We start from the raw sequence: 24,959 nt of genomic DNA on the forward strand, positions 1-24,959 counted from the left end.
GACAGCGCAGGTTCAAGCCTCAGATCAAGGCTTGGCCACGTGCCAGACGTCGCCCTTGCCATCGCCGGTTTTGTCACCCTCGGCTTTGTCGGCCTTGAAGGTGTACAGCGGTTTGCCTTTATAGACCCACTGGGAAGCGCCGTCGTCACGCTTGATGATGGTCCAGTCGCCCTCGGCTTTATCACTAGCGGTGGCGGTCAACGGTGGCCAATTGGTTGCGCATTGGTCGTTGCACACCGACTTACCGGCTGAGGTGTCTTTGTCGAAGGTGTAGAGAGTCATGCCTTTGTGGTCTGTCAGCACGCCCCCAGTGGTCATTGCCGGCGCGGCAGCGAACGCCAGTCCGGACGAGGCCAGGGCGGCAGCAGCCAGAAGGCTCATGAAGGCGGAAGAAATTTTAGCCATCGGTACATCCTCTTTTTGTTCGTCGTTATTTAGACATTTGTTGTAGGACAGGACCGACAGTCTAGCGCGAGGCCAGACTTCGCGCCTCATTCGAACTAACCTGTCACACGACTGCAATAATTCCGTTATCTAATGCGCCCCAAGACAGTTAAATGACATGAGGTTCGAGGCATGGTTGGCAGGAGCATTCTGATCGTCGACGACGAAGCGCCGATTCGCGAGATGATCGCCGTCGCACTGGAAATGGCCGGCTATGACTGCATGGAGGCAGAGAACTCTCAACAGGCTCACGCCGTCATCGTCGACCGCAAACCCGATTTGATTCTGCTCGACTGGATGCTGCCTGGCACTTCCGGCATCGAGCTGGCGCGCCGTTTGAAGCGCGACGAGCTGACCGGCGACATCCCGATCATCATGCTCACCGCCAAAGGCGAAGAGGACAACAAGATCCAGGGTCTTGAAGTCGGCGCCGATGATTACATCACCAAGCCTTTCTCCCCCCGCGAACTGGTCGCGCGCCTCAAGGCCGTGCTGCGTCGTGCGGGTCCGAACGACGGCGAGTCGCCGATCGAAGTTGGCGGTCTGCTGCTCGACCCGATCAGCCACCGTGTCACCATCGACGGCAAGCCTGCCGAGATGGGCCCGACCGAATACCGCCTGCTGCAGTTCTTCATGACGCACCAGGAACGCGCCTACACCCGTGGTCAGTTGCTCGATCAGGTCTGGGGCGGCAACGTTTATGTGGAAGAGCGCACCGTTGACGTTCATATCCGTCGTCTGCGCAAAGCCCTCGGCGATGCCTATGAAAATCTGGTACAAACCGTCCGCGGTACTGGCTACCGTTTCTCCACCAAAAGCTGAGCACGCTTTTGGGAGCGGATTCGCCATTCGCTGAAAACAAGGACGCGTTAATTGAATCACAACTGGCATGGCACCCTGATCCGCCACCTGCTGCTATTGGTCACGGCCGCGCTGCTGGCCGGGTTGATCAGTGGGCACTACGGCGCGTGCCTGGCTGTCGCTCTGGGTCTGTACTTGGCCTGGACCCTCAAACAATTGCTGCGCCTGCACGATTGGTTGCGCCATCACAAACCCGACGAGCCACCGCCTGACGGCTACGGCCTGTGGGGCGACGTCTTCGACAGCATTTATCACCTGCAACGCCGCGACCAACGCGTGCGGGGGCGTTTGCAAGCGGTCATTGATCGTGTGCAGGAGTCCACGGCAGCGCTGAAAGACGCGGTGATCATGCTCGACAGCGATGGCAACCTGGAATGGTGGAACCGCGCGTCTGAAACTCTTCTGGGCCTGAAAACCCCTCAAGACAGCGGCCAGCCGGTCACCAACCTGGTGCGCCACCCGCGCTTCAAGGAATATTTCGAGCAAGCCAATTACGCCGAGCCGCTGGAGATTCCATCGCCGGTGAATGATCGCTTGCGCATTCAGATGCTGATCACTCGCTACGGCAACAACGAGCACCTGATGCTGGTGCGTGACGTCACCCGCCTTCATCAGCTGGAGCAGATGCGCAAGGATTTCGTCGCCAACGTGTCCCATGAGCTGCGAACGCCACTAACGGTCATCTGTGGTTATCTGGAAACCTTGCTCGATAACGCTGAAGACGTGAACCCTCGCTGGCTGCGTGCGTTGCAGCAGATGAACCAGCAAGGTGGCCGCATGCAGACCCTGCTCAACGACCTGCTGTTGCTGGCGAAGCTCGAAGCCACTGATTACCCGTCGGACAACCAGCCCGTGTCGGTCCCCGCCCTCCTGCAATCCATTACCAGTGACGCGCAGGCGTTGTCCGGCAGCAAGAATCAGCAGATCACGCTGGACATCGAAGACCACGTGAACCTCAAAGGCAGCGAAGCGGAGTTGCGAAGCGCGTTCTCCAACTTGATCTTCAATGCCGTGAAATACACCCCCGCCGACGGCAGGATCCGCGTGCGCTGGTGGGCTGACGGACGTGGCGCACACCTGAGCGTGCAAGACTCGGGCATCGGCATCGACCCCAAACACATCCCACGCCTGACTGAACGTTTCTACCGGGTCGACTCCAGCCGTGCGTCCAACACCGGCGGCACCGGATTGGGGTTGGCCATCGTCAAGCACGTGCTGTTGCGCCATCGGGGCGCAATGGAGATCAACAGTGTGTTGGGCAAAGGCAGCGTATTTATCTGCAACTTCGCTCCCGCGCAAATGACCAAGCCCTAGCAAAGCATGTGGATAGCCGCTAAATTGCTGCGCTTATGCCCCCGATTCGTGGGGGTTTATGACGTCCCTTATCAAAACGGAACCTGCAAAACTCCATCATGGACCCTTCCCCTGGTATTAGCCTCGCTTCGATTTTCGCCGACTTCGGCATGATTCTCTTCGCAATGATTCTGGTCCTGCTCAACGGCTTCTTCGTTGCGGCAGAGTTCGCCATGGTCAAACTGCGCTCTACACGCGTGGAAGCCATTGCCGAGAAAAACGGCTGGCGCGGCCGCATCCTGCGCACGGTTCACAGTCAACTCGACGCCTACCTCTCGGCCTGTCAGCTGGGCATCACCCTCGCCTCCCTTGGCCTGGGTTGGGTCGGTGAACCTGCGTTCGCGCATTTGCTGGCGCCGCTGCTGGAAATGCTGGGCGTGAATTCGCCGGAAGTCGTCAAAGGCGTGTCGTTCTTCACGGCCTTCTTCCTCATCTCTTACCTGCACATCGTGGTCGGCGAGCTGGCACCCAAATCCTGGGCCATTCGCAAACCAGAGCTGCTGTCGCTGTGGACGGCGGTGCCGCTGTACCTGTTCTACTGGGCCATGTACCCGGCGATTTACCTGCTCAACGCCAGCGCCAACGGCATTCTGCGCATCGCAGGTCAGGGCGAGCCTGGCCCGCATCACGAGCACCATTACAGCCGCGAAGAGCTCAAGCTGATCCTGCACTCCAGCCGGGGCCAGGACCCAAGCGACCAAGGCATGCGCGTGCTCGCCTCCGCTGTTGAAATGGGCGAGCTGGAAGTGGTGGACTGGGCAAACTCCCGCGAAGACCTCGTCACGCTGGATTTCAACGCGCCACTCAAGGAAATCCTCGCGCTGTTCCGCCGCCACAAGTTCAGCCGCTACCCGGTGTACGACGCCGAGCGTGGCGAATTCGTCGGCCTGCTGCACATCAAGGACCTGCTGCTGGAACTGGCGGCGCTGGATCATCTCCCGGAAGCGTTCGATTTGGCCGAGCTGACCCGTCCGCTTGAGCGCGTGTCCAAACACATGCCGCTGTCGCGCCTGCTGGAGCAGTTTCGTCAGGGCGGCGCGCACTTCGCTCTGGTCGAGGAAGCCGATGGCAAGGTGATCGGCTACCTGACCATGGAAGACGTGCTGGAAGTGCTGGTGGGCGACATCCAGGACGAACACCGCAAGGCCGAGCGCGGCATCCTCGCGTACCAACCGGGCAAACTGCTGGTGCGGGGTGATACACCTCTGTTCAAGGTCGAGCGGCTGCTGAGCATCGATCTGGACCACGTCGAGGCCGAAACCCTTGCCGGCCTGATTTACGACAGCCTGAAGCGCGTGCCTGAGGAAGAGGAAGTCATGGAAGTCGAAGGGCTGCGCATCATCATCAAAAAGATGAAAGGCCCGAAGATTGTGCTGGCGAAGGTGTTGAAGCTGGATTGATGTAAGCCCGAACGATATGGAAAACCTGTGGGAGCGAATTCATTCGCGAAGCGGCGACACATCCGACGGGGATGTGTAGGCTTCACCGGCCTCTCGCGAATGAATTCGCTCCTACAGAGACACGCCCCGCCGCACCGATATCAATTCCCGCCAATCGCAAAATTCGGCAGGCTCTGCACTGGCTGGGCGAATTCGTAGGGGATCGACTCCAGCGCCAGCCCGACGTTGCGCTGCACCACGAAGTGCAGGTGCGGCCCAGTGCTGTTGCCGGTGTTGCCGGAAAGCCCCAGTGGCGTGCCCACCACGATGCGCTGCCCTTCCTTCACGCTGACCGACCCTTGCTTCAAATGCAGGTAAACGCCCATCGTCCCGTCGTCGTGCAAGATGCGCACGAAGTTGCCTGAGGGGTTCGCGCCTCGGCCTGTCTGGCTATTCTCGGTCTTGATCACGGTCCCGCTGCGCGCGGCGATGATCTGTGTGCCTTCCGGCATGGCGATGTCGATGGCGTAGCGGCTTCTCGCACCCACATGGCTGTAGGCGCCGTTGGGGCCCTGGCTGATGCGGAATGGCCCGCCGACCCACGGCAGCGGATAACGATACCCGCCCACGTTGCTCACAAGGCCCCGCTGCGGGTCGCCGACAATCGAGCGCAAGCTCGGCTTGTAGGCCATGGCCTTGCTCGGGATTTGCGGGCTGAGGGCGATCAGCCGTTCGCTGCTGCGGGCGGGAATCGTGCGGCGAATGACCTGATCGGCGACGCCAACGACGTTCTTCACGCCTGACAGCTTGAGCTCGATTTCCACCGGCGCATACAGGTCGTTGCGCACGTAAAGACTGTCGGTGCCTTTGGCTTTTTTGACGTTCAGGCGTACCTGACTGTCGATGTGCTCGACCATGCGCTCGCGCAACTTCATCGCCTGGGCGCCTTTGACGGGTTGGTCGGTGAACGAGACCACGCCGTTAGCGTCGGTGAATCGATAAATGGTGATGGCGGAGGCCGACTGCGCAGCCAGTAGCAATGCACACACGACCAGCAAGCGCTCTAACATCGGGATAGGCCTGGCGTAAGGGACGATTGGCGCCCAGCCTAGCAGCGAAGCCGATAGAACGGGACTTATCCGTATCAATCGGCAATAGACGAAGCGTCAAGGAAATCGCGTCAGGGTCAGGCGCGAGGGGTTTTGCAATTTCTATGCTGAGTTGGGAATGCGTTTGGTCAGCTTGTCGGGCTGCAACGACTCTGTGGGAGCGAATTCATTCGCGATGCAATCGTACAGCCGATACATCTGCTGCGACCGCACCGACCTTTCGCGAATAAATTCGCTCCCACAGGTTTTGTGACCGCCCTGTAATTGCGGTCAATTGGATTTACTTACGCCCCAGGCACGAAGTGCTTGAGCGCTGTGCCGCGAGCAATCAGGCGCGACAGGTAGTCGAGCTTCTGGGTGTCTTGGTCGACGAAGCGGAAGGTCAGTTGCAGCCAGTCGCTATCTGGTTTCTGCTCGAACGCGGCGATGGCGTGCAGATAACCGTTCAAACGGGCAACCTCGGCGTTCTCGCCTTGCTCCAGATCGAGCACGGCGCTGTCCAGAATCTGCGGCAGGATTTCGCTGCGTCGTACGACCAGCGACGCCTCTTTCAGCGTCAAGGCCTTGATCACGCATTGCTGAGTGCCGCTGGACAGACGCAACTGGCCCTGACCACGGCCGGTGGGCTCGGTCGACGCCGCGGCCGGAGCGGCAGGCCTGATCAACGGTTGCGTCGGAGCAGACACCGCTGGCGTGGCGGACACGACTTCCGGACGATTGCCCGTCAGCGCGCTCAGGGAGTCGTTGGCGAACGCCGCTGCAGCACGAGCCGGGCCGGACGACATCAAGGCCTCCAGCTTGCCGACCTTGTGCAGCGCCTTCTTCACTTTGGTCAGCAACTGTTCATTGGTGAACGGCTTGCCGATGAAATCGGAAACGCCCGCCTGAATCGCCTGAATGACGTTTTCCTTGTCACCACGGCTGGTCACCATGATGAAAGGCATGCCTTTCAGGCTTTCTTGCTGACGGCACCAGGTCAGCAATTCAAGCCCGGACATCTCGGGCATTTCCCAATCGCACAACACCAGGTCGAACACCTCTTTGGTCAGCAGGACCTGAGCTTTTCGGCCATTGACTGCGTCTTCCAGCGTGACGCCGGGAAAGGCGTTACGCAGCCCTTTCTTAACCAGGTCGCGGATGAACGGCGCGTCATCCACCACCAATACACTGACTTTACTCATCGACGCTCCTGATGGCGTGTTCACCGCAAATGGCGAGCATATCGCTGGCTGGTGGCCAACTGCCAAAATTGTTTGACGACACCGGGACATTTATTCGCGGGTGACAGAAAAATAGGCGGCCTGAAAGGACTGAATCCCCAAAAAAAACGCCCGGCGTTCGCCAGGCGTTTTTTCTCAGGCAATCTTACTTATCGTCAGGCGAGGCCGGAACATTAGGTATTTCGGCGGACAGACCTTCGACTTCTTCCTGCATGCGCTTGAGACCCAGGTGACGCACATCGGTACCGCGCACCAGATAGATCACCAGCTCCGAGATGTTACGAGCGTGGTCGCCGATACGCTCCAGCGAACGCAGGACCCAGATCACGTTGAGCACGCGAGAAATCGAGCGCGGGTCTTCCATCATGTAGGTGACCAGCTCACGCAGCGCGGTCTTGTACTCGCGGTCGATGGTCTTGTCGTACTTCGCGACCGACAGCGCCAGATCGGCGTCGAAACGGGCGAACGAATCGAGAGCGTCACGGACCATTTTGCTCACCTGGTCACTGATGTGGCGCACTTCCACATAACCGCGTGGCGACTCGCCTTCTTCGCACAGCTGAATGGCGCGACGGGCGATCTTGGTGGATTCGTCACCGATGCGCTCCAGGTCGATGACCGACTTGGAGATGCTGATGATCAGACGCAGGTCGGAAGCGGCAGGCTGACGACGGGCCAGAATGCGCAGGCACTCTTCGTCGATGTTGCGCTCCATCTGGTTGATGCGATCGTCGACTTCACGAACCCGTTGGGCGAGGCCCGAATCGGCTTCGATCAGCGCGGTGACCGCGTCATTGACCTGCTTCTCGACCAGGCCACCCATTTCCAGCAGGTGGCTGCGAACCTCTTCCAGTTCAGCGTTGAACTGCTGGGAGATGTGATGTGTGTGGCTGTCTTTGATCATGCTGAGTGTCCGTCCGATTGATTGCGCGGTGGTTCAGGGCTGACGAAACACGTGCTAGCCGTAACGACCGGTTATGTAGTCTTCAGTCTGCTTTTTGGTCGGATTGGTGAACAACGTATCGGTGTCCCCAAACTCGACCACCTTGCCCATGTGCATAAAAGCGGTGTAATCCGATACACGCGCCGCCTGCTGCATGTTGTGGGTAACGATCACAATGGTGTATTTGGATTTCAGTTCGTAGATCAGCTCTTCGACTTTTAACGTCGAAATCGGGTCGAGCGCGGAGCACGGCTCATCCAGCAGCAGCACTTCAGGTTCGACGGCGATAGTGCGGGCGATCACCAGACGTTGCTGCTGACCACCGGAAAGCCCGAGCGCCGACTCATGCAGGCGGTCTTTGACCTCGTCCCACAGCGCCGCGCCACGCAGTGCCCACTCGACCGCCTCGTCGAGCGTGCGCTTTTTGTTGATGCCCTGAATCCGCAAGCCATAGACCACGTTTTCATACACGGTCTTGGGGAAAGGGTTGGGCTTCTGGAACACCATGCCCACGCGACGGCGCAGTTCGGCAACGTCTTCACCCTTGGTGTAGATGTCGTGGCCGTACAGCTTGATCTCGCCCTGCACCCGGCAGCCGTCCACCAGATCGTTCATGCGGTTGAACGTGCGCAACAAAGTCGATTTGCCACAGCCCGACGGGCCGATGAACGACGTCACCCGTTGCTTCGGGATGTTCATCTGAATGTCGAACAGCGCCTGCTTGTCGCCGTAGAACAGGTTCAGGCCCGGCACTTCCAGCGCCACGTCTTCGCTGGCCATGTCCAATCCCTGGCGCTTGCGCCCCAGGGCCGACATGTTCACGCCGTGTGTGTGTGGATCTTTCTGCATCTCTCTCTCACATCGTTTTTAGCGGCAGGCGTTAAGCCGTGAGCTACAAGTGGAGCAATCGGGGAGCGGCTTGTAGCTTGCCGCTTGAAGCTCGTCGCTGCGGTCATCCATCGAGGGCGCGATACTTCTCGCGCAGCCGGTTGCGAATGGTCACCGCCGACAGGTTCAACAGCGCAATCACCAGCACCAGCAACAGCGCCGTGGCGTACACCAGCGGCCGTGCAGCTTCGACGTTGGGGCTCTGGAAGCCCACGTCATAAATATGAAAGCCCAAGTGCATGATCTTCTGATCGAGGTGCAAATACGGGTAGTTGCCGTCCACGGGCAGCGACGGCGCAAGCTTGACCACGCCCACCAGCATCAACGGCGCGACTTCACCCGCTGCGCGAGCGACAGCCAGAATCAGGCCGGTCATCATGGCCGGGCTGGCCATTGGCAGCACGATCTTCCACAGGGTTTCAGCTTTGGTCGCGCCGAGTGCCAGCGAGCCTTCGCGCAGGGTCAGCGGGATGCGCGCCAGACCTTCCTCGGTCGCCACGATCACCACCGGCACCGCGAGCAGCGCGAGGGTCAACGACGCCCAAAGCAGACCCGGCGTGCCAAATGTCGGCGTAGGCAGCGCTTCGGGGAAGAACAGCCGATCCAGCGAACCGCCGAGCACATAGACGAAGAACCCCAGGCCGAACACGCCGTACACAATGGCCGGCACACCCGCCAGGTTGTTCACGGCAATGCGGATCAGCCGCGTCACCAGCCCCTGACGGGCGTATTCACGCAGATAGACCGCCGCCAGCACGCCGAACGGGGTCACGATCACCGCCATGATCAGGGTCATCATTACGGTGCCGAAGATCGCCGGGAAAATCCCGCCCTCGGTGTTGGCTTCGCGCGGGTCGTCGCTGAGGAATTCCCACAGCTTCTGGAAGTAGAAGCCCAACTTGGTCGCAACGCCCATGGCATTGGGCTGATACGCGTGCACAACCTTGCCAAGGCTGATTTCCACTTCTTTGCCGTTGGCGTCACGGGCGGTCAGGCTGTCGCGCGCAAAATCAGCATGCAAGGCAGAGAGGCGCGACTCGATATCCTTGTAACGCGCGTCGTACTCGGCGCGCTCGGTCGCCATGTCGGCCTGGGCCTCGGCGTCCAGTTGACCGTTAAGCTCCAGCTTGCGAGCCTGAAGGCGCAGGCGTTCGATGCCGTGGTTGATCGCGCCGATGTCGGTCTTTTCCAGACTGTCCAATTCATCGGAGATCGTCTGCGCCCGCTCGATGCGCTCGCGCAACTGTGGCCACGCGGCCTCGCCCTCGGCAACGACCTTCCCGTTTTCTTTGACGTTGACCAGATAGCCGTAAAAATTGCCCCACTCCCGACGCTCGATCGTCATCAGCTCGGCGGGTCTTTTCTGGTCCTTCAGCCACTCACCGATGACCCAGCTGAAATCGCTGGGGTTGAGGTCGCGGTTTCCGACCTTGAACAGGTCGCGGGTCATGAACTCTGGCCCTTGATCTGGCACCGGCAATCCGGTCGCCTTGAGGCGGGCACGTGGGACTTGCTCGGACTGCACCAGCTCGCCGACCAGCACGTGTTTTTCCTGGCCGGGAACGTCGTATTGGGCGGAAATCACGTCCGCTGGCCAGAAATGCCCCAGCCCGCGCACGGCAATCACCGCCAACAAGCCGATGGTCATGATCACGGCAATCGACACGGCACCCGCGCTGATCCACACGCCGGGGGCGCCGCTGTTGAACCAGCTCTTGAGGGAGGTCTTTTTCATCTGCATACCTGCCCTAGAGAGATGAATACTGCTTGCGCAGGCGCTGACGAATCAGCTCTGCCAAGGTGTTCATGATGAAGGTGAAGACCAGAAGCACCAGCGCCGCGAGGAACAACACGCGGTAATGGCTGCCGCCCACCTCGGATTCCGGCATCTCTACCGCAACGTTGGCCGCGAGCGTGCGCATGCCTTCGAACAGGTTCATGTCCATGATTGGCGTGTTGCCCGTGGCCATCAGCACGATCATGGTTTCGCCCACCGCGCGGCCCATGCCGATCATCAGCGCCGAGAATATTCCGGGGCTGGCCGTGAGCAACACCACGCGCATCAAGGTCTGCCAAGGCGTGGCGCCCAGCGCCAGGGAGCCGAGTGTCAGGCCGCGAGGCACGCTGAACACGGCGTCTTCGGCAATCGAATAAATGTTGGGGATCACGGCAAAACCCATCGCGATACCGACGACCAACGCGTTGCGCTGATCATAGGTGATGCCCAGATCGTTGGTGATCCACGAACGCATGTCGCCGCCGAAGAACCAGTTCTCCATGTGCGAACTCATGCCCAACGAGAACCAGCCCACCAGCAGAATGACCGGAATCAGGATTGCGCTTTCCCAGCCGTCGGGCACGCGCAGGCGAATCGAATCAGGCAAGCGCGTCCACAGATAACCCGCCAGCAGAATGCCGATGGGGGTCAGAAGCAGCAGGCTGAAAATCCCCGGCAAATGCCCTTCCAGATACGGCGCCAGAAACAGCCCCGCGAAGAAGCCAAGGATGACGGTCGGCATGGCTTCCATCAGCTCGATGACCGGCTTGACCTTGCGGCGCATGCCCGGTGCCATGAAGTAGGCCGTATAAATCGCAGCGGCAATGGCCAGCGGCGCGGCCAGCAGCATTGCGTAGAACGCGGCCTTGAGCGTGCCGTAGGTGAGCGGGGCCAGGCTGAGCTTGGGTTCGAAGTCACTGTTCGAGGCCGTGGACTGCCAGATGTATTTGGGTTCGTCGTAGTTCTCGTACCAGACCTTGTCCCACAACGCGCTCCATGAGACTTCCGGGTGCGGGTTGTTAAGGGTCAAAGGCAGCAGCTTGCCGTTGTCTTCGACGACGATGCGATCAGCGCGCGGCGACAGGGCCATGACCGACGGGCCGCTGGCGACCGGATCGATGAGTAACGTGCGATGGGCCGTGCTGTGGAACACGCCCAGCTTGCCGGAGGTGTCCATGGCAATGAAGCCTTTGCGGCGTTGCTCGGCGGTGATCTGCGAGATGGGCGCGCCGCTCATTTTGAAGTCGCGGATATGCTGCAAGCGCATCTCGCCATCGACGTCGCGGGCCATGAACCATTGGGCGATGTTGCCGCGAGAACTGCCGATCATCAGGGAAATGCCGCCCACCAGCTGCGTGCTGGCGGTGGTTTCAGCGTTGGCGTCTTCCAGCAGTTTGTAGCGACCGTTGAGCGTACGGTCTTGCAGACTGAACACGTCGGCCTGGGCGCGACCATTGATGACGTACAGCCACTGCTGGCGCGGATCGACGTAAATCGCTTTCACCATGGCCGACAGCTGTGGCAGCGCAATGCGGTTCTGTTCGCGGGTGGTTTCGCCGGTCATCAGGTTTTCGGACTGGGTCAGCGACAGCACGTGCAGTTCCGCGCCGGTGGCACCCGCCAGAATCAGCGTGGTGTCGTTGGCGTTGAGGCTGACATGCTCAAGTGCACGCCCCGCGTCATCCAACACCAAGGGGGTTTCGCCGTAGGGCCACGTGATAGCCGGGGTGATGGTCTTTTTGTTGCCGGGGTAGCTGATCGGGTAGGCGTGCTTGAACACCAGCACCTGGCCATTGGACAAACCTACCGCCATTAGCGGCTTGCCAGGCTGATCCTGCGCCACCGACGTCACGTGCGCGCCAGCAGGGATTGGCAGCGCCACACGGGTCAGCTCGCTTCCGTCTGCGATATTGAAGAACAGCGCTTCGCCCTTGTCCGAGACCCGCAGGCCGACCTGATTCTGCTCTTCGAGGACGAGCACCAGCGGTTTGCCAGCGTCCTGCATCCAGGTGGGAGTCTGTACGGTCTGGGCGGTCAGCTTCGCGCCCTGAAACAGAGGGGCGACGACGTAGGCCAGATAAAAGAAGATCAGCGTGATTGCCGCGAGAACGGCGAGGCCACCCACCAACACGTACCAGCGCGTCAGTCGGTCCTTGAGCGCACGAATACGACGCTGGCGTTGCAGCTCCGGCGCATTGAAATCAATGCGCTCAGGCGAGGACTTCTCGGTCATTGATGAATTGGCCAAATCATTCATGCGCACACCCTAGCGGCAATGTATGACAGATACATGACAGCATAGTGACGCAAAAAAGCCCGTCGCCTCGGAACCGTGGCAACGGACTGTTCATGTTTCGCAAGCCTCGTTCCATAAGGCCCTTGGGTTCAGCGGCGGGACGAACCTGTCACCCCGCGCAGGGTTGTCTGGCAGCGCTTCGCACTGCCGCGTTCTTATAGCCCCAGATCAGCCAATGCTTTGCTGACAACCTTGGCTGGTAGAGGAATGTACCCGTCTTTCGTGACAACTTCCTGACCTTGTTTTGACAGGATCAGTTTGACGAACTCGGCCTCCAGCGGGTTGAGCGGCTTGTTGGGCGCCTTGTTCACGTAGACATAAAGGAACCGCGCCAGCGGGTACGTGCCATTCAGCGCGTTGGCTTCGTTGTCTTCGATGAAGGCATCGCCCTCTTTCTTGGCCAGCGGCACGGTGCGCACGCTGGACGTTTTATAACCAATGCCCGAATAACCGATGCCGTTCAGCGAGCTGCTGATGGAGCTGACCACCGAGGCGGAGCCGGGCTGCTCGTTGACGTTGGGCTTGAAGTCGCCCTTGCATAGCGAGACTTCCTTGAAGTAGCCGTAAGTGCCCGAAACCGAATTGCGGCCAAACAGCTGGATCGACTTCCCCGCCAGATCCCCGGTCACGCCCACGTCCCCCCAGGTTTTTGCGTCCGTCTTGGCACCGCAAAGACGAGTGGCCGAGAAGATCGCGTCCACTTGCTGCAAGGTCAGGCCCTTGATCGGGTTGTCCTTGTGCACGAACACCGCCAACGCATCCACCGCCACCGGGATCGCGGTTGGCTTGTAGCCGTATTTCTGCTCGAAGGCCGACATCTCGCCGTCCTTCATCTTGCGACTCATAGGGCCAATGGTTGCAGTGCCTTCGGTCAGTGCCGGAGGCGCCGTGGACGAGCCCGCCGCCTGAATCTGGATGTTCACCGTTGGGTATTCTTTCTTGTAAGCCTCGGCCCACATGGTCATCAGGTTGGCCAAGGTGTCCGAGCCAACGCTCGACAGATTGCCCGAGACGCCGGAGGTTTTGACGTAAGGTTTGATCGCCGGATCAACCGCAGCAACAGCGCTTGCGGTGGCAACGCTGGCTGCGACAAAGGTGAGTGCAGTCATCAAACGCTTGAATGTCATGCCTGGCTCCTGGCGAGGTCAAAAATCTGGCCGGGTGAATGATGGCCATGTGACTACTGTATGACCAAGTTGTGACAATTAAATGAAAGGCCGCCAGCCTTTTCAGGTGGCGGCCTCACATCGAGCCGATTAGTTGCTACGGGCTATTTCTCATGCATCAGGCGCGTTTACTCTTCAGCAAATACACCCCAATCACCATGCCCAGCGCGCACAGAATCGCGACATACCAGGCAGGCCCCATCGGGTTGGCCTTGAGCATCAGAGTGACGACCATCGGGGTCAGGCCGCCGAAGATCGCGTAGGCCAGGTTGTAGGAGAACGATAGCCCGGAGAATCGGACGACAGGCGGGAAGGCTTTTACCATCACGAACGGCACAGCGCCGATGGTGCCGACGAACAGACCGGTGATGGCGTACAGCGGATAGAGCCAATCCGGGTAAGCGCCGACGGTGTGATAGAAGGTCCACGAGCTGACCAGCAAACCCAATGAGCCGAGCAGGAAGACTAAGCCTGCACCAAAGCGGTCGGCCAGCGCGCCTGCGCCAATGCAGCCCAGACTCAACATCACGATCGCCAGGCTGTTGGCCTTGAGTGTGACCGCGGGTGCGAAGCCATAACTGGTCTGCAACAGCGTCGGGGTCATGAGAATAACCACCACGACGCCCGCTGACAGCAGCCAGGTCAGGGCCATCGACAACACGACGGCACTGCGATGATCACGCAGAACGGCCTTGAGCGGTACTTCCTCGGCCAATTGCTTGCGCAGTTGCAGCTCGGCAAACACCGGTGTCTCGTGCAGCCAACGGCGCAGGTACACCGACATCAGACCGAATACCCCGCCGAGCAGGAAAGGAATACGCCAGGCGTAGTCCGAAACCTCGGCAGGTGTGTAAATGCTGTTGATCCAGGTGGCGACCAGTGAGCCGAGCAAAATGCCTGCGGTCAGACCCGAGGTGAGCGTGCCACAGGCGTAACCGACGTTACGTGCGGGAACGTGCTCGGAAACGAATACCCACGCACCCGGCACTTCGCCACCAATGGCGGCGCCTTGAATGACCCGCATCAGCAGCAACAAAAGCGGCGCCCAGATGCCAATCTGCGCATAGGTCGGCAGCAGGCCCATGATCAGGGTCGGCACTGCCATCAGGAAAATACTGAGGGTGAACATTTTCTTCCGGCCGAGCAGGTCGCCGAAATGCGCCATCACGATTCCGCCCAGCGGACGCGCCAGATAGCCCGCGGCAAAAATGCCAAACGTTTGCATCAAACGCAGCCATTCCGGCATGTCCACGGGGAAAAACAGCTTGCCCACCACAGCGGCGAAGAACACGAAGATGATGAAATCGTAGAATTCCAGCGCGCCGCCCAAGGCAGAAAGCGACAGGGTTTTGTAATCGTTGCGGGTCAGCGGACGCGAAGATTGCGCGGCACTTGAAGACACAGAGGACATGACAATGGCTTCTCTTTTGAGACTCTTTTGGGACGAGTGATCGGTAGCAAGGCAGCCAGGGGTAGCGGCTGTGCACGCGATTTATCGACTCGACATGTTAATCGGGCATCAAAATTGCGTGCCAATTTTGGCGGAGTGGGCCAAATCGGTTCGGCACGATAGCAAATTGCGCGTCGCTGCACATTGATTGCAACGAGCGTCGGGCAAAATGGAAACCCGGCGGTCGTTTCGTCGGACCTTGACCGATATACTGCCCGGCCGTGACTCAACCGGTCTTTCGGGGAATTTGTGCGAAACCATTTACCCAACGTTTTCGCAGAACTTCCCCCTTTAAACGTAGTGAAGACTGAGCGTGATGGGTCAGAGGGACCCCTTGATGAATGAGTTAGAGCAAGAAGATCCAATCCCGCAGGGCGACCTCGCCTTGCAAATCACTGCCTTGCCGCGCGAAACCAACGGTTTCGGCGATATCTATGGCGGGTGGCTGGTCGCACAAATGGACTTGGCCGGCACAGCAATGGCCAGCAAAGTCGCAGGCGGACGTGTCGCCACCGTCGCGATTGACCGCATGGCATTTCTGGTCCCCGTGGCCGTAGGCGCGCAGCTGTCCTTTTATACCCAGACGCTGGAAATCGGCCGCAGCTCGATTCAGATGATGGTCGAAGTCTGGAGCGACGATCCGCTGTCCAGCGAATGGCGCAAGGTGACTGAGGCTGTCTTTGTGTTCGTTGCCATCGACGGCAGCGGGCGCACCCGGTCGGTTCCAGCCCGGCGCTGAACATCGGGTCAGCGCCTCATTGCACTTGGCAGCGCGCAGTAAACTCATCAAGCTTGGCACAGTCTGATTCAGTCACTGTCCTTTGAGTGAGTACCCGTATGCCTACGCCAGAAGTCGAATCCATCCAGCTCGGTGAGCTGAACTGCTGGCGCATTCGCCACGGTCAAGCCGAACTGGTGGTCGCCCAGCAGGGCGCGCACGTCGTCAGCTATCAGATCGACGGCGATGAGCCGCTGATCTGGTCCAACCCCGGTGCGGTTTTCAAACACGGAAAAGCGATTCGCGGCGGCATGCCCGTGTGCTGGCCGTGGTTCGGCAATTTCCAGCGCAACCCGCAAAGCGTGCAGGACATGCGCCAGAGCAGCGAACCGGCGAACGCCCACGGCGAAGTCCGGGCCATCGACTGGGAGTTGATGGGGATGGGCGAAGACGGCGACGCGCTGATCGTCGAGTTCATTCAACCCAAGGCCGAAGGGCATTTACCGGGCTGGCCGCACACGGTAGGCGTGAAGCTGCAGATCCGCATGGACGCTGCGCTGAACGTCAGTCTTGCCAGCTTCAACGCGGGCCCTGAAACCGTCACGTTGAGCCAGGCGCTGCACAGCTATTTCGCGGTAAGCGACGTGCACCAAGTGAGCATCGAAGGTCTGGACGGCGTGAAGTACCTGAACACCTTGGAAAGTTGGGAGACGCTGAACGTGCAGGCCGGTGACATCACGTTCAGCGGCGAGACGGACCGTATCTATCAGGACACACCGGACTTGGTTTCCATCGTCGACCCTGGCTGGAAGCGTCGGATTCAAATCCAGACGCAGGGCTCGAAATCCTCCGTGGTCTGGAACCCGTGGATCGAGAAGACCAAGACGTTCAGTGACATGCAAGCCGACGGCTGGAAGAGCATGGTGTGCGTCGAGACCGCGAACGTCATGACCGACATCGTGACGCTCGCGCCGGGTGAGATGCATGTCATGGGCGTCAGCATCTGGGCTGAGCCTTTGGGCGAAGAATAACCAAACGCTGATCTTGCCCTGTGGGAGCGAATTCATTCGCGATGGGATCTTACAGTCGACACATTGTTGTGCATGTGCCGGCCTATCGCGAATGAATTCGCTCCCACAGGTGATTTCAGGCATTACGCAACATTCGCAGCGTGATCGATGCAGAGGGCGGATCAGCTTACAAATCCGCCTCAGTCACCACCCGCACTTTCCCTGCATCCAGCGCATAAGCCGCGTCGGCCAAGTCATTGCTGACCTTCTCGACCTTCAACGTGCCAATGACCCACAGCGGTGTGTAGATGTCATCGATCTTCAGGCCTTTCGGATAACGCACGAGCACCAATTGATTAGGCGGCGGTGGCGGCACGTGGATGCACGCGCCTGGGTACGGCACCAGGAAAAACAGCGTGGCGTGACCCTTGGCATCGGTTTCCAGCGGGACCGGATAACCGCCCAGGCGAATGTGCTTGCCGTCCATGGCCGCGACGGTCTTGGTCGAATACATCACGGCGGGCAAGCCCTTGCTTTGCTTCAAACCACCCTTGCTGTCGAACGTCCCTTGGGCTTCCGGGGAGTTGTGATCGATTTCGGGCATGGCTTCGAGGGCTTTCTGATCCGACTTGGGCATGAGCTCAAGCCAGTCGGTTTCAGGAATGTCAGCGGCGCGTGCCAGTCCGCAGACCAGCAGCAGGGAAATGAGAAGAAGACGACGCATCGAAGGGCTCGGCAGGAGGAATTGAATGCCGCGCATTCTAGCCCCCTGCGCGGCAATAGCGCAGAGGGCCAGACTCACATTCATTTCTTTTTGATCAAGCCGTAGATCACCAGCAGCACAATCGCGCCTATTAGTGCGCCGAGGAAACCTGCGCCTTCGCCTGCTTGATAGATGCCCAGCGCCTGACCACCGTAGGTCGCCACCAGCGAGCCGGCGATGCCCAGAATAATGGTCATGATCCAGCCCATGCTGTCGTCGCCTGGCTTCAGAAAGCGAGCCAACAGACCCACGATCAGGCCGATGAAGATGGTTCCGATGATTCCCATGCCATTTCCCTCTGTTTGAATGAATATGCCAAAGCCTAGTCGGCAATTGGCAACACGCTATGAGAGGGGTGTGGGGGACGAATGGTTCAACTGGAAGATATGGACGTCTAACTTTGCTTTCACACCGCAAATCACACGGTGCGCAAAACACCTGTAGGAGCGAATTTATTCGCGAGGCGGCGGCACATCCAATAGAGCTGTATCGGATGTACCGGCCAATCGCGAATGAATTCGCTCCTACAGTCGATAGCCGTTTACATCACGCAACCTGGGGCGCTCAGTTTTTGATCAACGCTTCAACCAGCTTTACTTGGCGATCCAGTGTCGCGCGGTCATGGCTGCGAACAGTCGCATGCCCGACCTTACGGCCGGTCTTGAACGCCTTGCCATAGTGGTGCAAATGGCAGTCGTCGATGGCGATGACCTTGTCCACGGCAGGCACTTCACCGATGAAGTTGAGCATCGCGCTCTCCCCCACTTTCGCAGTCGAACCCAGCGGCAGGCCAGCGACGGCACGCAGGTGGTTTTCGAACTGGCTGCACTCGGCGCCTTCGGTGGTCCAGTGGCCGGAATTGTGCACGCGTGGCGCAATTTCGTTGGCTTTCAGGCCGCCATCGACTTCGAAGAACTCGAACGCCAGCACACCGACGTAGTCGAGCTGCTTGAGGACGCGACCGGCGTAATCCTCGGCCAGCGCCTGCAACGGGTGATCGGTGCTGGCGATGGACAGGCGCAAAATGCCGCTGTCGTGGGTGTTGTGCACCAGCGGGTAGAAGCGGGTTTCGCCATCGCGGGCGCGCACGGCAATCAACGAGACTTCACCCGTGAACGGCACGAAGCCTTCCAGCAGGCACGGTACGCTGCCCAGCTCGGCAAACGTCTCGACCACGTCTTCGGGTTTGCGCAGGACTTTCTGGCCCTTGCCGTCGTAACCCAGCGTGCGGGTTTTCAGCACCGCAGGCAGGCCGATGCTGGCGACAGCAGCGTCGAGATCGGCTTGGGACTGGATGTCGGCGAACGCAGGCGTCGGGATGCCCAGGTCCTTGAACATGCTTTTCTCGAACCAACGATCGCGGGCGATACGCAAAGCTTCGGCGCTCGGGTAGACCGGCACGAACTGCGACAGGAACGCCACGGTTTCAGCGGGTACGCTTTCGAATTCGAAGGTCACCAAGTCCACTTCGTCAGCCAACTGACGCAGGTGGTCCTGATCGCCGTAATCGGCACGCAGGTGCTCGCCCAGTGCAGCAGCGCATGCGTCTGGCGCAGGGTCCAGAAAGGCGAAGTTCATACCCAGCGGGGTGCCCGCCAGTGCCAACATGCGACCCAGCTGGCCGCCACCGATTACGCCGATCTTCATGAAAACCTCAGGCCTCGCGTGGGTCTGGATTGTCCAGAACGCTGTCTGTCTGCTCAGTGCGGAATTTTTTCAGCACTGCGTGGAATTGCGGGTGTTTGGCGCCCAGGATGCTGGCGGACAACAGCGCGGCGTTGATCGCGCCCGCCTTGCCAATGGCCAGCGTCGCGACCGGAATGCCCGCAGGCATCTGCACGATGGAGAGCAACGAATCGACACCCGACAGCATCGACGATTGCACCGGCACGCCCAGCACAGGAAGGTGGGTCTTGGCGGCGCACATGCCCGGCAGGTGAGCAGCACCACCGGCACCGGCGATGATCACCTCGATGCCACGGCCTTCGGCCTCTTCAGCGTACTGGAACAGCAAATCCGGGGTGCGGTGGGCCGACACCACTTTGACTTCGTACGGAATGCCGAGCTTTTCCAGCATGTCGGCGGTGTGGCTAAGGGTGGACCAATCGGACTTGGAGCCCATGATCACGCCAACCAGTGCGCTCATCGTCGTGCCTCTTCATCGGGCGCCCGCAGGCGCGTCTAAAAACAACAAGCCACGCGGGAAAACCGGCGTGGCTTGTCGTACGAATTATGACCAGTGCAACCGGCCAAAGGCCGCGCAGTATACCGCAATGACAGTCGTTTAACAGATCAGCGGCGACCATCTGTCAACTGCGTCAAGTGCGCCCCTTTTTTGACAATAAAAAGCGAAAAATCCCTCCAGCCCACGCCCTCGCTCTGACTGACATCCTTAGCGGCTTCTGTTCAGCTGTGACTGCGCAACATCCATCCACTCTCAAGGACGAGAAAAGACCATGAACGTATTTATCGCAGCGCTGGCGATCGCCTTTCTTGGCGGCGCCATAACCACTTCAACCCTGGCGGCAGGCAACGACGCCACAGAGGCGAAAATGCCCATCGTGCTGACACTCTTTCTGCATGACGAACTCAACGATGAGGACATCCGGAATCTGGACGCAAAATACCTGAGGTGGTTTACCGAAGACCTCGGCGCCATGACCGAACGAAACGTGCAGATTGTTCCCATACTGCGTAAACCCGGCTACACCGATTTTGACTATCGCCTGGGCGACGCAGACAAAGCGCTTTATGAATGGGACCAGCGCGTAATCGATTACGTGATTGACGAAAACAAACCCCGCGACAAGCGCCACAAATACCTATTGATCACCAAGGACAATCTGACGCTTTTCGTACAAGGCGTCGCAGGACTCGGCAAACGCTCGGCCATAGCGTCGATGACGGCCTATCGCACCCTTGCCCACGAAGTCGGGCATACGCTCGGTGCCACACACAGTGATGGCGAATTTCACGCCACTGCAGCCCCCGCGCCGTGCATCACTAACATGTTCGTGGAGGATGTTTTCTTCCTCAAGAATTGCTACCGCTACAGTGAGAAATCGGCGCAGGCGATTCGGAATTACCTGCAAGACATCCCCTGATCCGGGCATTACCGGCCGCCGGGCTCACTGACTCGAATCAGCAGCCCCGGCAGCCGTTTCGAGCTTGCGCCACAACAGCCGTACATTGGCCTTGCGCACCAAGGCGCAACGGTAGAGCCGAATCTCCAGTGGGACATGCCATTGCGGGCCGCCACAAATCACCAGTTCGCCGCGCTCCAGTTCCGGCGCAATAGAAAGACGTGGCACCCAGGCGATCCCCAATCCCTGTAACGCCATGCCTTTAAGGCTGTCGGCCATTGCCGTCTCGTAAACCGTGGTAAAGCGCACGGTGCGCTGGCGCAGCAACAGGTTCACCGAGCGCCCCAGAAAGGCCCCCGCGCTGTAGGCCAGTAACGGCACGCTCTGTTCGCCTTCCAGATCGAACAGCGGCTTGCCGTCCGCGTCCGCCGAGCAGACGGGCAGCATTTCCGTCACGCCCAGGTGCAGGGACGGAAAGATCTCGGCGTCCATCTGCAACGCGGCGTCGGGGTCGTAGAACGCGAGCATCAGGTCGCAACCGCCTTCACGCAAGGCATGCACCGCGTCGCCGACGTTGGTGGCCACCAGGCGGGTCGCAATGTTCAGGCCTTCGTTACGCAACTGCGCGATCCAGCGCGGGAAGAAGCTCAGCGCCAGGGAGTGAGCGGCGGCGATTTGCATGACTTCGCCCTGCCCGCTTTCCAGATGGTGCAGATGCCGCAACACCTCACCCAGTTGATCAACCACGGTGCGCGCTGTCACCAGAAACAGTTGGCCCGCTGCCGTCAGTTCAATGGGTGTGCGCGAACGATTGACCAGCGTCAGACCCAAAGCGGCTTCCAGGCTGCGAATCCGCCGACTGAACGCCGGTTGCGTCACGAACCGACGCTCCGCCGCTTGGGAGAAACTCCGGGTGGCCGCCAGCGCGCTGAAGTCTTCCAGCCATTTGCTTTCCAGATTCATGGTGTTCTCCAGGGGCTCTCAGCCTTGGCGAGTCGGCTGCACGCCACGTAATTCGGTCGGCCCTATGTGGGAGTGAGCTTGCTCGCGATGGCGGCAGGCCAGATAACGAACTCGTCACGGGCAAACAGCAATCGCGAGCAAGCTCACTCCTACAGGACGGCAGACCATTCGGAATACCTCTTCACACGCTCATCACAATCCGAACGTCACATCGACATTATGCCGTTTGTGCATAGGCTAGCGCTTAACAGCATTGGTTCGCAATCGCCCGCAAGCCTAGTATTAAAGGCGTTCCGGCTTAGTCCGTGCCTCTCTTGAGACTTTCTCTATCATGTCCTCCGCTGCATCATTTCGCATCGAAAAAGACCTGCTTGGCGTTCTCGAAGTACCCGCTGAAGCGTATTACGGCATTCAGACCCTGCGCGCAGTGAACAACTTTCACCTCTCCGGCGTTCCCCTTTCGCACTACCCGAAACTGGTGGTCGGTCTGGCCATGGTCAAGCAAGCGGCCGCCGATGCGAACCATCAGTTGGGCCACTTGAGCAGCGAGAAGCACGCAGCGATCAGCGAGGCCTGCGCCCGCTTGATCCGTGGCGATTTCCACGAACAGTTCGTGGTCGACATGATTCAGGGTGGCGCCGGGACGTCCACCAACATGAACGCCAACGAAGTCATCGCCAACATCGCCCTTGAAGCGATGGGCCATGCCAAAGGCGAATACAAACACCTGCACCCGAACAACGACGTGAACATGGCGCAGTCGACCAACGATGCTTACCCGACGGCGATTCGCCTGGGTCTGCTGTTGGGCCACGACGCCCTGCTCGCCAGCCTCGACAGCCTGATTCAAGCCTTCGCGGCCAAGGGTCAGGAATTCAGCCACGTGCTGAAAATGGGCCGGACCCAGCTGCAAGACGCCGTTCCGATGACCCTCGGCCAGGAATTCCGCGCCTTCGCCACCACGCTGACCGAAGACCTCAACCGTCTGCGCAGCCTGGCGCCTGAGTTGCTGACCGAAGTGAACCTGGGCGGCACCGCCATCGGCACCGGCATCAACGCCGACCCGGGCTACCAGCATCTGGCAGTCGAGCGTCTGGCGATCATCAGCGGGCAGCCATTGGTGCCAGCCGCTGACCTGATCGAAGCCACCTCCGACATGGGCGCCTTCGTGCTGTTCTCCGGCATGCTCAAGCGCACCGCCGTCAAACTGTCGAAAATCTGCAACGACCTGCGCCTGCTGTCCAGCGGACCGCGCACCGGGATCAACGAAATCAACCTGCCAGCGCGTCAACCCGGCAGCTCGATCATGCCTGGCAAGGTCAACCCGGTGATCCCGGAGGCCGTGAACATGTGCGCCTTCGAAATCATGGGCAACGACCTGGCGCTGACCGTCGCGGCCGAAGGCGGCCAACTGCAACTGAACGTGATGGAGCCGCTGATCGCCTACAAGATCTTCGACTCGATCCGCCTGCTGCAGCGCGCCATGGACATGCTGCGCGAGCATTGCATCGTCGGCATCACCGCCAACGAACAGCGCTGCCGCGAGCTGGTCGAGCACTCGATTGGCCTGGTCACCGCGCTGAACCCGTACATCGGTTACGAAAACGCCACCCGTATCGCCCGCGTTGCGCTGGAAACAGGCCGAGGCGTACTGGAACTGGTGCGCGAAGAAGGCCTGCTCGACGACACGATGCTCGCCGACATCTTGCGCCCCGAGAACATGATCGCTCCCCGATTGGTGCCGTTAAAGGCCTGATCAAACCGCAATCGCGTTATCTGCAACACGCTCACCAGGCTGAGGGCCTAGACACCCCTCATCCTTTTGAGGGCCGGAAGTAGACGCTTTCCGGCCCTTTTTTTTGCCCGGAATCTTTGCGGAACGGGCTGATCTCAGACCCTGGTGCTCAAGGAACTGACTACCCAAAGAACACCACTGCTACAGAACGGTTCTCTTGGGACGCCCATCGGAAACCGACGAAACGGGATTAAAAAGCAGAAACGGTTTACAGACTCCAATAACGCGCACCGGTATAGTGCGCCCCCTCTAAAAAAGCGAGGAAACATCAATGCTTGAAGTCATCAACGACTTCCTCTCGGGAAAACTGCTGATCGTGCTCATTGTCGGGCTCGGTGGATATTTCACGATTCGCTCGCGCTTCGTCCAAATGCGTCATTTTTTCCACATGTTCGCGGTGTTTCGCGAAAGCCTGCGCAGCAGCTCCGGGCAACTGAGTTCGTTCCAGGCCCTGATGCTGAGCCTCGCGGGTCGCGTGGGCGCCGGTAACATCGCCGGTGTTGGCATCGCGGTCACCCTCGGCGGGCCGGGCGCGGTGTTCTGGATGTGGGTCACGGCCCTGGTCGGCATGGCCAGCAGCTTCTTCGAATGTTCCCTCGGCCAGCTCTACAAGCGCTGCGACTCCGAAGGCCAGTACCGCGGCGGCCCCTCCTTCTATATTCAGCACGGCCTGGGCAAGCGCTGGCTGGGCATGGTCATGGCGGTGCTGTTGCTGGTGACGTTCGGTTTCGCGTTCAACGGCCTGCAATCCCACGCCGTCACCCACTCGCTCAATAATGCGTTCGGCGTATCGCCAGGCTACGCCGGTATCGGTCTGGCCGTGCTGCTGGGTCTGGTGTTCATCGGCGGTATCAAACGTATCGCAGCGGTCGCTGACCTGTTGGTGCCGGTCAAGACGCTGGTCTACATCGCAGTTACCCTCTACGTGATCGGCGTGCAGTTCGAACACGTCCCACACATGCTGGCGACCATCGTCAAAAGCGCGTTCGGCGTAGACGAAGTGTTCGGCGGCCTGGTCGGCAGTGCCATCGTCATGGGTGTGAAACGCGGCGTGTTCGCCAACGAAGCCGGTCTGGGCAGCGCGCCAAACGTCGCTGCGGTCGCTGAGGTGCCACACCCGGTGGCGCAAGGCGTGGTTCAGGCGTTCAGCGTGTTCCTTGACACCTTCGTCATCTGCACCTGTACCGCTTTGTTGATTCTACTCTCAGGCTTCTACACCCCCGGCTTCGAAGGCGACGGCATCGCACTGACGCAGAACTCGCTGGCGGCGGTCGTGGGCGACTGGGGCAAGCTGTTCATCAGCGTGGCACTGTCGCTGTTTGTCTTCACCTCGATTCTCTACAACTACTACCTGGGCGAGAACAGCCTGCGCTACCTGCTCGGCGAGAGCCGCAAAGCGCTGATGGGCTACCGCGCACTCGTGCTGGCGTTGATCCTGTGGGGCGCTGTGGAAGACCTCGGCACCGTGTTCGCCTTTGCCGACATCACCATGACCCTGCTGGCGTTCGTGAACCTGATTGCATTGGCCATGCTGTTCAAGATCGGTTTGCGTATCCTGAACGACTACGATGCCCAGCGTAAGGCAGGCATCAAGACGCCGGTGTTCGACTCCAGCCAGTTCCCCGATCTGGACCTGGACCTGAAGGCCTGGCCAAAGCCGGTCGATGGGCAGCCTGCCGCCAAGCCTGCGACGGCCACCGGCAAACCGGCCATCGACACACCTTGACCCTCTGAAGTCTGT

22 protein-coding genes are annotated in these 24,959 nt (G+C 59.8%); 8 read left to right on the forward strand and 14 right to left on the reverse strand.

All coding sequences use genetic code 11. The annotated features are described in order from the left end of the window. Positions 1-24: 24 nt before the first annotated feature. The gene (locus AAEO81_RS00265; RefSeq protein ID WP_341960920.1) at positions 25-405 is read right to left on the reverse strand and encodes a hypothetical protein; all 381 of its coding nucleotides are present in this window, start codon (positions 403-405) and stop codon (positions 25-27) included. A gap of 171 nt (positions 406-576) precedes the next feature. Here AAEO81_RS00265 and phoB point away from each other — a divergent pair, with 171 nt between their 5' ends. The 3 genes from phoB to AAEO81_RS00280 all read left to right on the forward strand — a co-directional run bounded on the left by phoB (position 577) and on the right by AAEO81_RS00280 (position 4,058). Next, complete coding sequence (phoB, locus tag AAEO81_RS00270) at positions 577-1,266, forward strand: phosphate regulon transcriptional regulator PhoB (RefSeq protein WP_062379821.1); 690 nt, start codon at positions 577-579, stop codon at positions 1,264-1,266. A 51-nt stretch (positions 1,267-1,317) separates the two neighbouring features. Then, entirely contained in the window at positions 1,318-2,619 is a 1,302-nt protein-coding gene (gene phoR / locus AAEO81_RS00275) for a phosphate regulon sensor histidine kinase PhoR (protein ID WP_166594023.1), read from the forward strand. A gap of 98 nt (positions 2,620-2,717) precedes the next feature. Next, positions 2,718-4,058 carry a hemolysin family protein gene (locus tag AAEO81_RS00280; protein WP_341960921.1) on the forward strand — a complete coding sequence of 447 codons (1,341 nt, stop codon included), beginning with the start codon at positions 2,718-2,720 and terminating at the stop codon, positions 4,056-4,058. Positions 4,059-4,198: 140 nt separating this feature from the next. Here AAEO81_RS00280 and AAEO81_RS00285 read toward each other — a convergent pair whose 3' ends face one another. The 8 genes from AAEO81_RS00285 to AAEO81_RS00320 form a co-directional block, all read right to left on the reverse strand. Further along, positions 4,199-5,107, reverse strand: coding sequence for a peptidoglycan DD-metalloendopeptidase family protein (locus tag AAEO81_RS00285; RefSeq protein WP_341960922.1), 909 nt, complete (start codon positions 5,105-5,107; stop codon positions 4,199-4,201). A gap of 323 nt (positions 5,108-5,430) precedes the next feature. Next, complete coding sequence (locus tag AAEO81_RS00290; protein WP_341960924.1) at positions 5,431-6,327, reverse strand: response regulator; 897 nt, start codon at positions 6,325-6,327, stop codon at positions 5,431-5,433. Positions 6,328-6,511: 184 nt separating this feature from the next. Next, on the reverse strand, positions 6,512-7,270 hold the full coding sequence (phoU, locus tag AAEO81_RS00295; RefSeq protein WP_166594019.1) for a phosphate signaling complex protein PhoU: 759 nt from the start codon (positions 7,268-7,270) through the stop codon (positions 6,512-6,514). Between the two features lie 54 nt (positions 7,271-7,324). Beyond that, a complete protein-coding gene (gene pstB, locus AAEO81_RS00300) occupies positions 7,325-8,158 on the reverse strand; it encodes a phosphate ABC transporter ATP-binding protein PstB (protein ID WP_341960926.1) in 834 nt (277 codons plus the stop codon). A gap of 103 nt (positions 8,159-8,261) precedes the next feature. Beyond that, positions 8,262-9,938 (reverse strand): phosphate ABC transporter permease PstA, encoded by a 1,677-nt coding sequence (gene pstA / locus AAEO81_RS00305; protein WP_341960928.1) that lies wholly within the window; start codon positions 9,936-9,938, stop codon positions 8,262-8,264. 7 nt (positions 9,939-9,945) lie between these two features. Next, entirely contained in the window at positions 9,946-12,231 is a 2,286-nt protein-coding gene (locus AAEO81_RS00310) for an ABC transporter permease subunit (protein ID WP_341960929.1), read from the reverse strand. A gap of 194 nt (positions 12,232-12,425) precedes the next feature. Further along, positions 12,426-13,397, reverse strand: a complete 972-nt coding sequence (locus AAEO81_RS00315) for a phosphate ABC transporter substrate-binding protein PstS family protein (RefSeq protein WP_341960931.1) — start codon at positions 13,395-13,397, stop codon at positions 12,426-12,428. A gap of 157 nt (positions 13,398-13,554) precedes the next feature. Beyond that, entirely contained in the window at positions 13,555-14,847 is a 1,293-nt protein-coding gene (locus tag AAEO81_RS00320) for an MFS transporter (protein ID WP_341960933.1), read from the reverse strand. 376 nt (positions 14,848-15,223) lie between these two features. On the opposite strand from AAEO81_RS00320, the gene AAEO81_RS00325 reads away from it, so the two are divergent. Both AAEO81_RS00325 and AAEO81_RS00330 read left to right on the forward strand, forming a co-directional pair. Continuing rightward, positions 15,224-15,625 (forward strand): acyl-CoA thioesterase, encoded by a 402-nt coding sequence (locus AAEO81_RS00325; RefSeq protein ID WP_108236231.1) that lies wholly within the window; start codon positions 15,224-15,226, stop codon positions 15,623-15,625. A 98-nt stretch (positions 15,626-15,723) separates the two neighbouring features. After that, positions 15,724-16,635, forward strand: a complete 912-nt coding sequence (locus AAEO81_RS00330) for a D-hexose-6-phosphate mutarotase (protein ID WP_341960935.1) — start codon at positions 15,724-15,726, stop codon at positions 16,633-16,635. Between the two features lie 166 nt (positions 16,636-16,801). Here the strand turns inward: AAEO81_RS00330 and AAEO81_RS00335 are convergent, their stop codons facing one another. From AAEO81_RS00335 to purE, 4 genes are all read right to left on the reverse strand, one after another. Beyond that, entirely contained in the window at positions 16,802-17,338 is a 537-nt protein-coding gene (locus AAEO81_RS00335) for a DUF3299 domain-containing protein (RefSeq protein ID WP_341960936.1), read from the reverse strand. A gap of 80 nt (positions 17,339-17,418) precedes the next feature. Then, positions 17,419-17,664: a GlsB/YeaQ/YmgE family stress response membrane protein gene (locus AAEO81_RS00340; protein ID WP_341960938.1), complete on the reverse strand. Its 246-nt coding sequence runs from the start codon at positions 17,662-17,664 to the stop codon at positions 17,419-17,421. A gap of 277 nt (positions 17,665-17,941) precedes the next feature. Beyond that, positions 17,942-19,024 carry a 5-(carboxyamino)imidazole ribonucleotide synthase gene (locus AAEO81_RS00345; RefSeq protein WP_341960939.1) on the reverse strand — a complete coding sequence of 361 codons (1,083 nt, stop codon included), beginning with the start codon at positions 19,022-19,024 and terminating at the stop codon, positions 17,942-17,944. 7 nt (positions 19,025-19,031) lie between these two features. Continuing rightward, entirely contained in the window at positions 19,032-19,523 is a 492-nt protein-coding gene (gene purE, locus AAEO81_RS00350) for a 5-(carboxyamino)imidazole ribonucleotide mutase (RefSeq protein ID WP_074754780.1), read from the reverse strand. Between the two features lie 310 nt (positions 19,524-19,833). Here purE and AAEO81_RS00355 point away from each other — a divergent pair, with 310 nt between their 5' ends. After that, entirely contained in the window at positions 19,834-20,481 is a 648-nt protein-coding gene (locus tag AAEO81_RS00355; protein ID WP_341960942.1) for a hypothetical protein, read from the forward strand. A gap of 24 nt (positions 20,482-20,505) precedes the next feature. Here the strand turns inward: AAEO81_RS00355 and AAEO81_RS00360 are convergent, their stop codons facing one another. Further along, on the reverse strand, positions 20,506-21,423 hold the full coding sequence (locus tag AAEO81_RS00360; protein ID WP_341960943.1) for a LysR substrate-binding domain-containing protein: 918 nt from the start codon (positions 21,421-21,423) through the stop codon (positions 20,506-20,508). A 331-nt stretch (positions 21,424-21,754) separates the two neighbouring features. On the opposite strand from AAEO81_RS00360, the gene AAEO81_RS00365 reads away from it, so the two are divergent. Then, positions 21,755-23,179, forward strand: coding sequence for an aspartate ammonia-lyase (locus AAEO81_RS00365; RefSeq protein ID WP_166594006.1), 1,425 nt, complete (start codon positions 21,755-21,757; stop codon positions 23,177-23,179). Between the two features lie 310 nt (positions 23,180-23,489). Beyond that, positions 23,490-24,944, forward strand: a complete 1,455-nt coding sequence (locus AAEO81_RS00370) for an alanine/glycine:cation symporter family protein (protein ID WP_341960944.1) — start codon at positions 23,490-23,492, stop codon at positions 24,942-24,944. Positions 24,945-24,959: the final 15 nt, after the last annotated feature.

This window comes from Pseudomonas sp. RC10 (assembly GCF_038397775.1).
Classification (GTDB): Bacteria; Pseudomonadota; Gammaproteobacteria; order Pseudomonadales; family Pseudomonadaceae; genus Aquipseudomonas; species Aquipseudomonas bambusae.

Coding starts and splice junctions, on each gene's coding strand:
- AAEO81_RS00265 (WP_341960920.1), bottom strand. CDS start 405: ATGGCTAAAATTTCTTCCGCCTTCATGAGCCTTCTGGCTGCTGCCGCC.
- phoB (WP_062379821.1), top strand. CDS start 577: ATGGTTGGCAGGAGCATTCTGATCGTCGACGACGAAGCGCCGATTCGC.
- AAEO81_RS00280 (WP_341960921.1), top strand. CDS start 2,718: ATGGACCCTTCCCCTGGTATTAGCCTCGCTTCGATTTTCGCCGACTTC.
- AAEO81_RS00285 (WP_341960922.1), bottom strand. CDS start 5,107: ATGTTAGAGCGCTTGCTGGTCGTGTGTGCATTGCTACTGGCTGCGCAG.
- AAEO81_RS00290 (WP_341960924.1), bottom strand. CDS start 6,327: ATGAGTAAAGTCAGTGTATTGGTGGTGGATGACGCGCCGTTCATCCGC.
- phoU (WP_166594019.1), bottom strand. CDS start 7,270: ATGATCAAAGACAGCCACACACATCACATCTCCCAGCAGTTCAACGCT.
- pstB (WP_341960926.1), bottom strand. CDS start 8,158: ATGCAGAAAGATCCACACACACACGGCGTGAACATGTCGGCCCTGGGG.
- pstA (WP_341960928.1), bottom strand. CDS start 9,938: ATGCAGATGAAAAAGACCTCCCTCAAGAGCTGGTTCAACAGCGGCGCC.
- AAEO81_RS00310 (WP_341960929.1), bottom strand. CDS start 12,231: ATGAATGATTTGGCCAATTCATCAATGACCGAGAAGTCCTCGCCTGAG.
- AAEO81_RS00315 (WP_341960931.1), bottom strand. CDS start 13,397: ATGACATTCAAGCGTTTGATGACTGCACTCACCTTTGTCGCAGCCAGC.
- AAEO81_RS00320 (WP_341960933.1), bottom strand. CDS start 14,847: ATGTCCTCTGTGTCTTCAAGTGCCGCGCAATCTTCGCGTCCGCTGACC.
- AAEO81_RS00325 (WP_108236231.1), top strand. CDS start 15,224: ATGAATGAGTTAGAGCAAGAAGATCCAATCCCGCAGGGCGACCTCGCC.
- AAEO81_RS00330 (WP_341960935.1), top strand. CDS start 15,724: ATGCCTACGCCAGAAGTCGAATCCATCCAGCTCGGTGAGCTGAACTGC.
- AAEO81_RS00335 (WP_341960936.1), bottom strand. CDS start 17,338: ATGCGTCGTCTTCTTCTCATTTCCCTGCTGCTGGTCTGCGGACTGGCA.
- AAEO81_RS00340 (WP_341960938.1), bottom strand. CDS start 17,664: ATGGGAATCATCGGAACCATCTTCATCGGCCTGATCGTGGGTCTGTTG.
- AAEO81_RS00345 (WP_341960939.1), bottom strand. CDS start 19,024: ATGAAGATCGGCGTAATCGGTGGCGGCCAGCTGGGTCGCATGTTGGCA.
- purE (WP_074754780.1), bottom strand. CDS start 19,523: ATGAGCGCACTGGTTGGCGTGATCATGGGCTCCAAGTCCGATTGGTCC.
- AAEO81_RS00355 (WP_341960942.1), top strand. CDS start 19,834: ATGAACGTATTTATCGCAGCGCTGGCGATCGCCTTTCTTGGCGGCGCC.
- AAEO81_RS00360 (WP_341960943.1), bottom strand. CDS start 21,423: ATGAATCTGGAAAGCAAATGGCTGGAAGACTTCAGCGCGCTGGCGGCC.
- AAEO81_RS00365 (WP_166594006.1), top strand. CDS start 21,755: ATGTCCTCCGCTGCATCATTTCGCATCGAAAAAGACCTGCTTGGCGTT.
- AAEO81_RS00370 (WP_341960944.1), top strand. CDS start 23,490: ATGCTTGAAGTCATCAACGACTTCCTCTCGGGAAAACTGCTGATCGTG.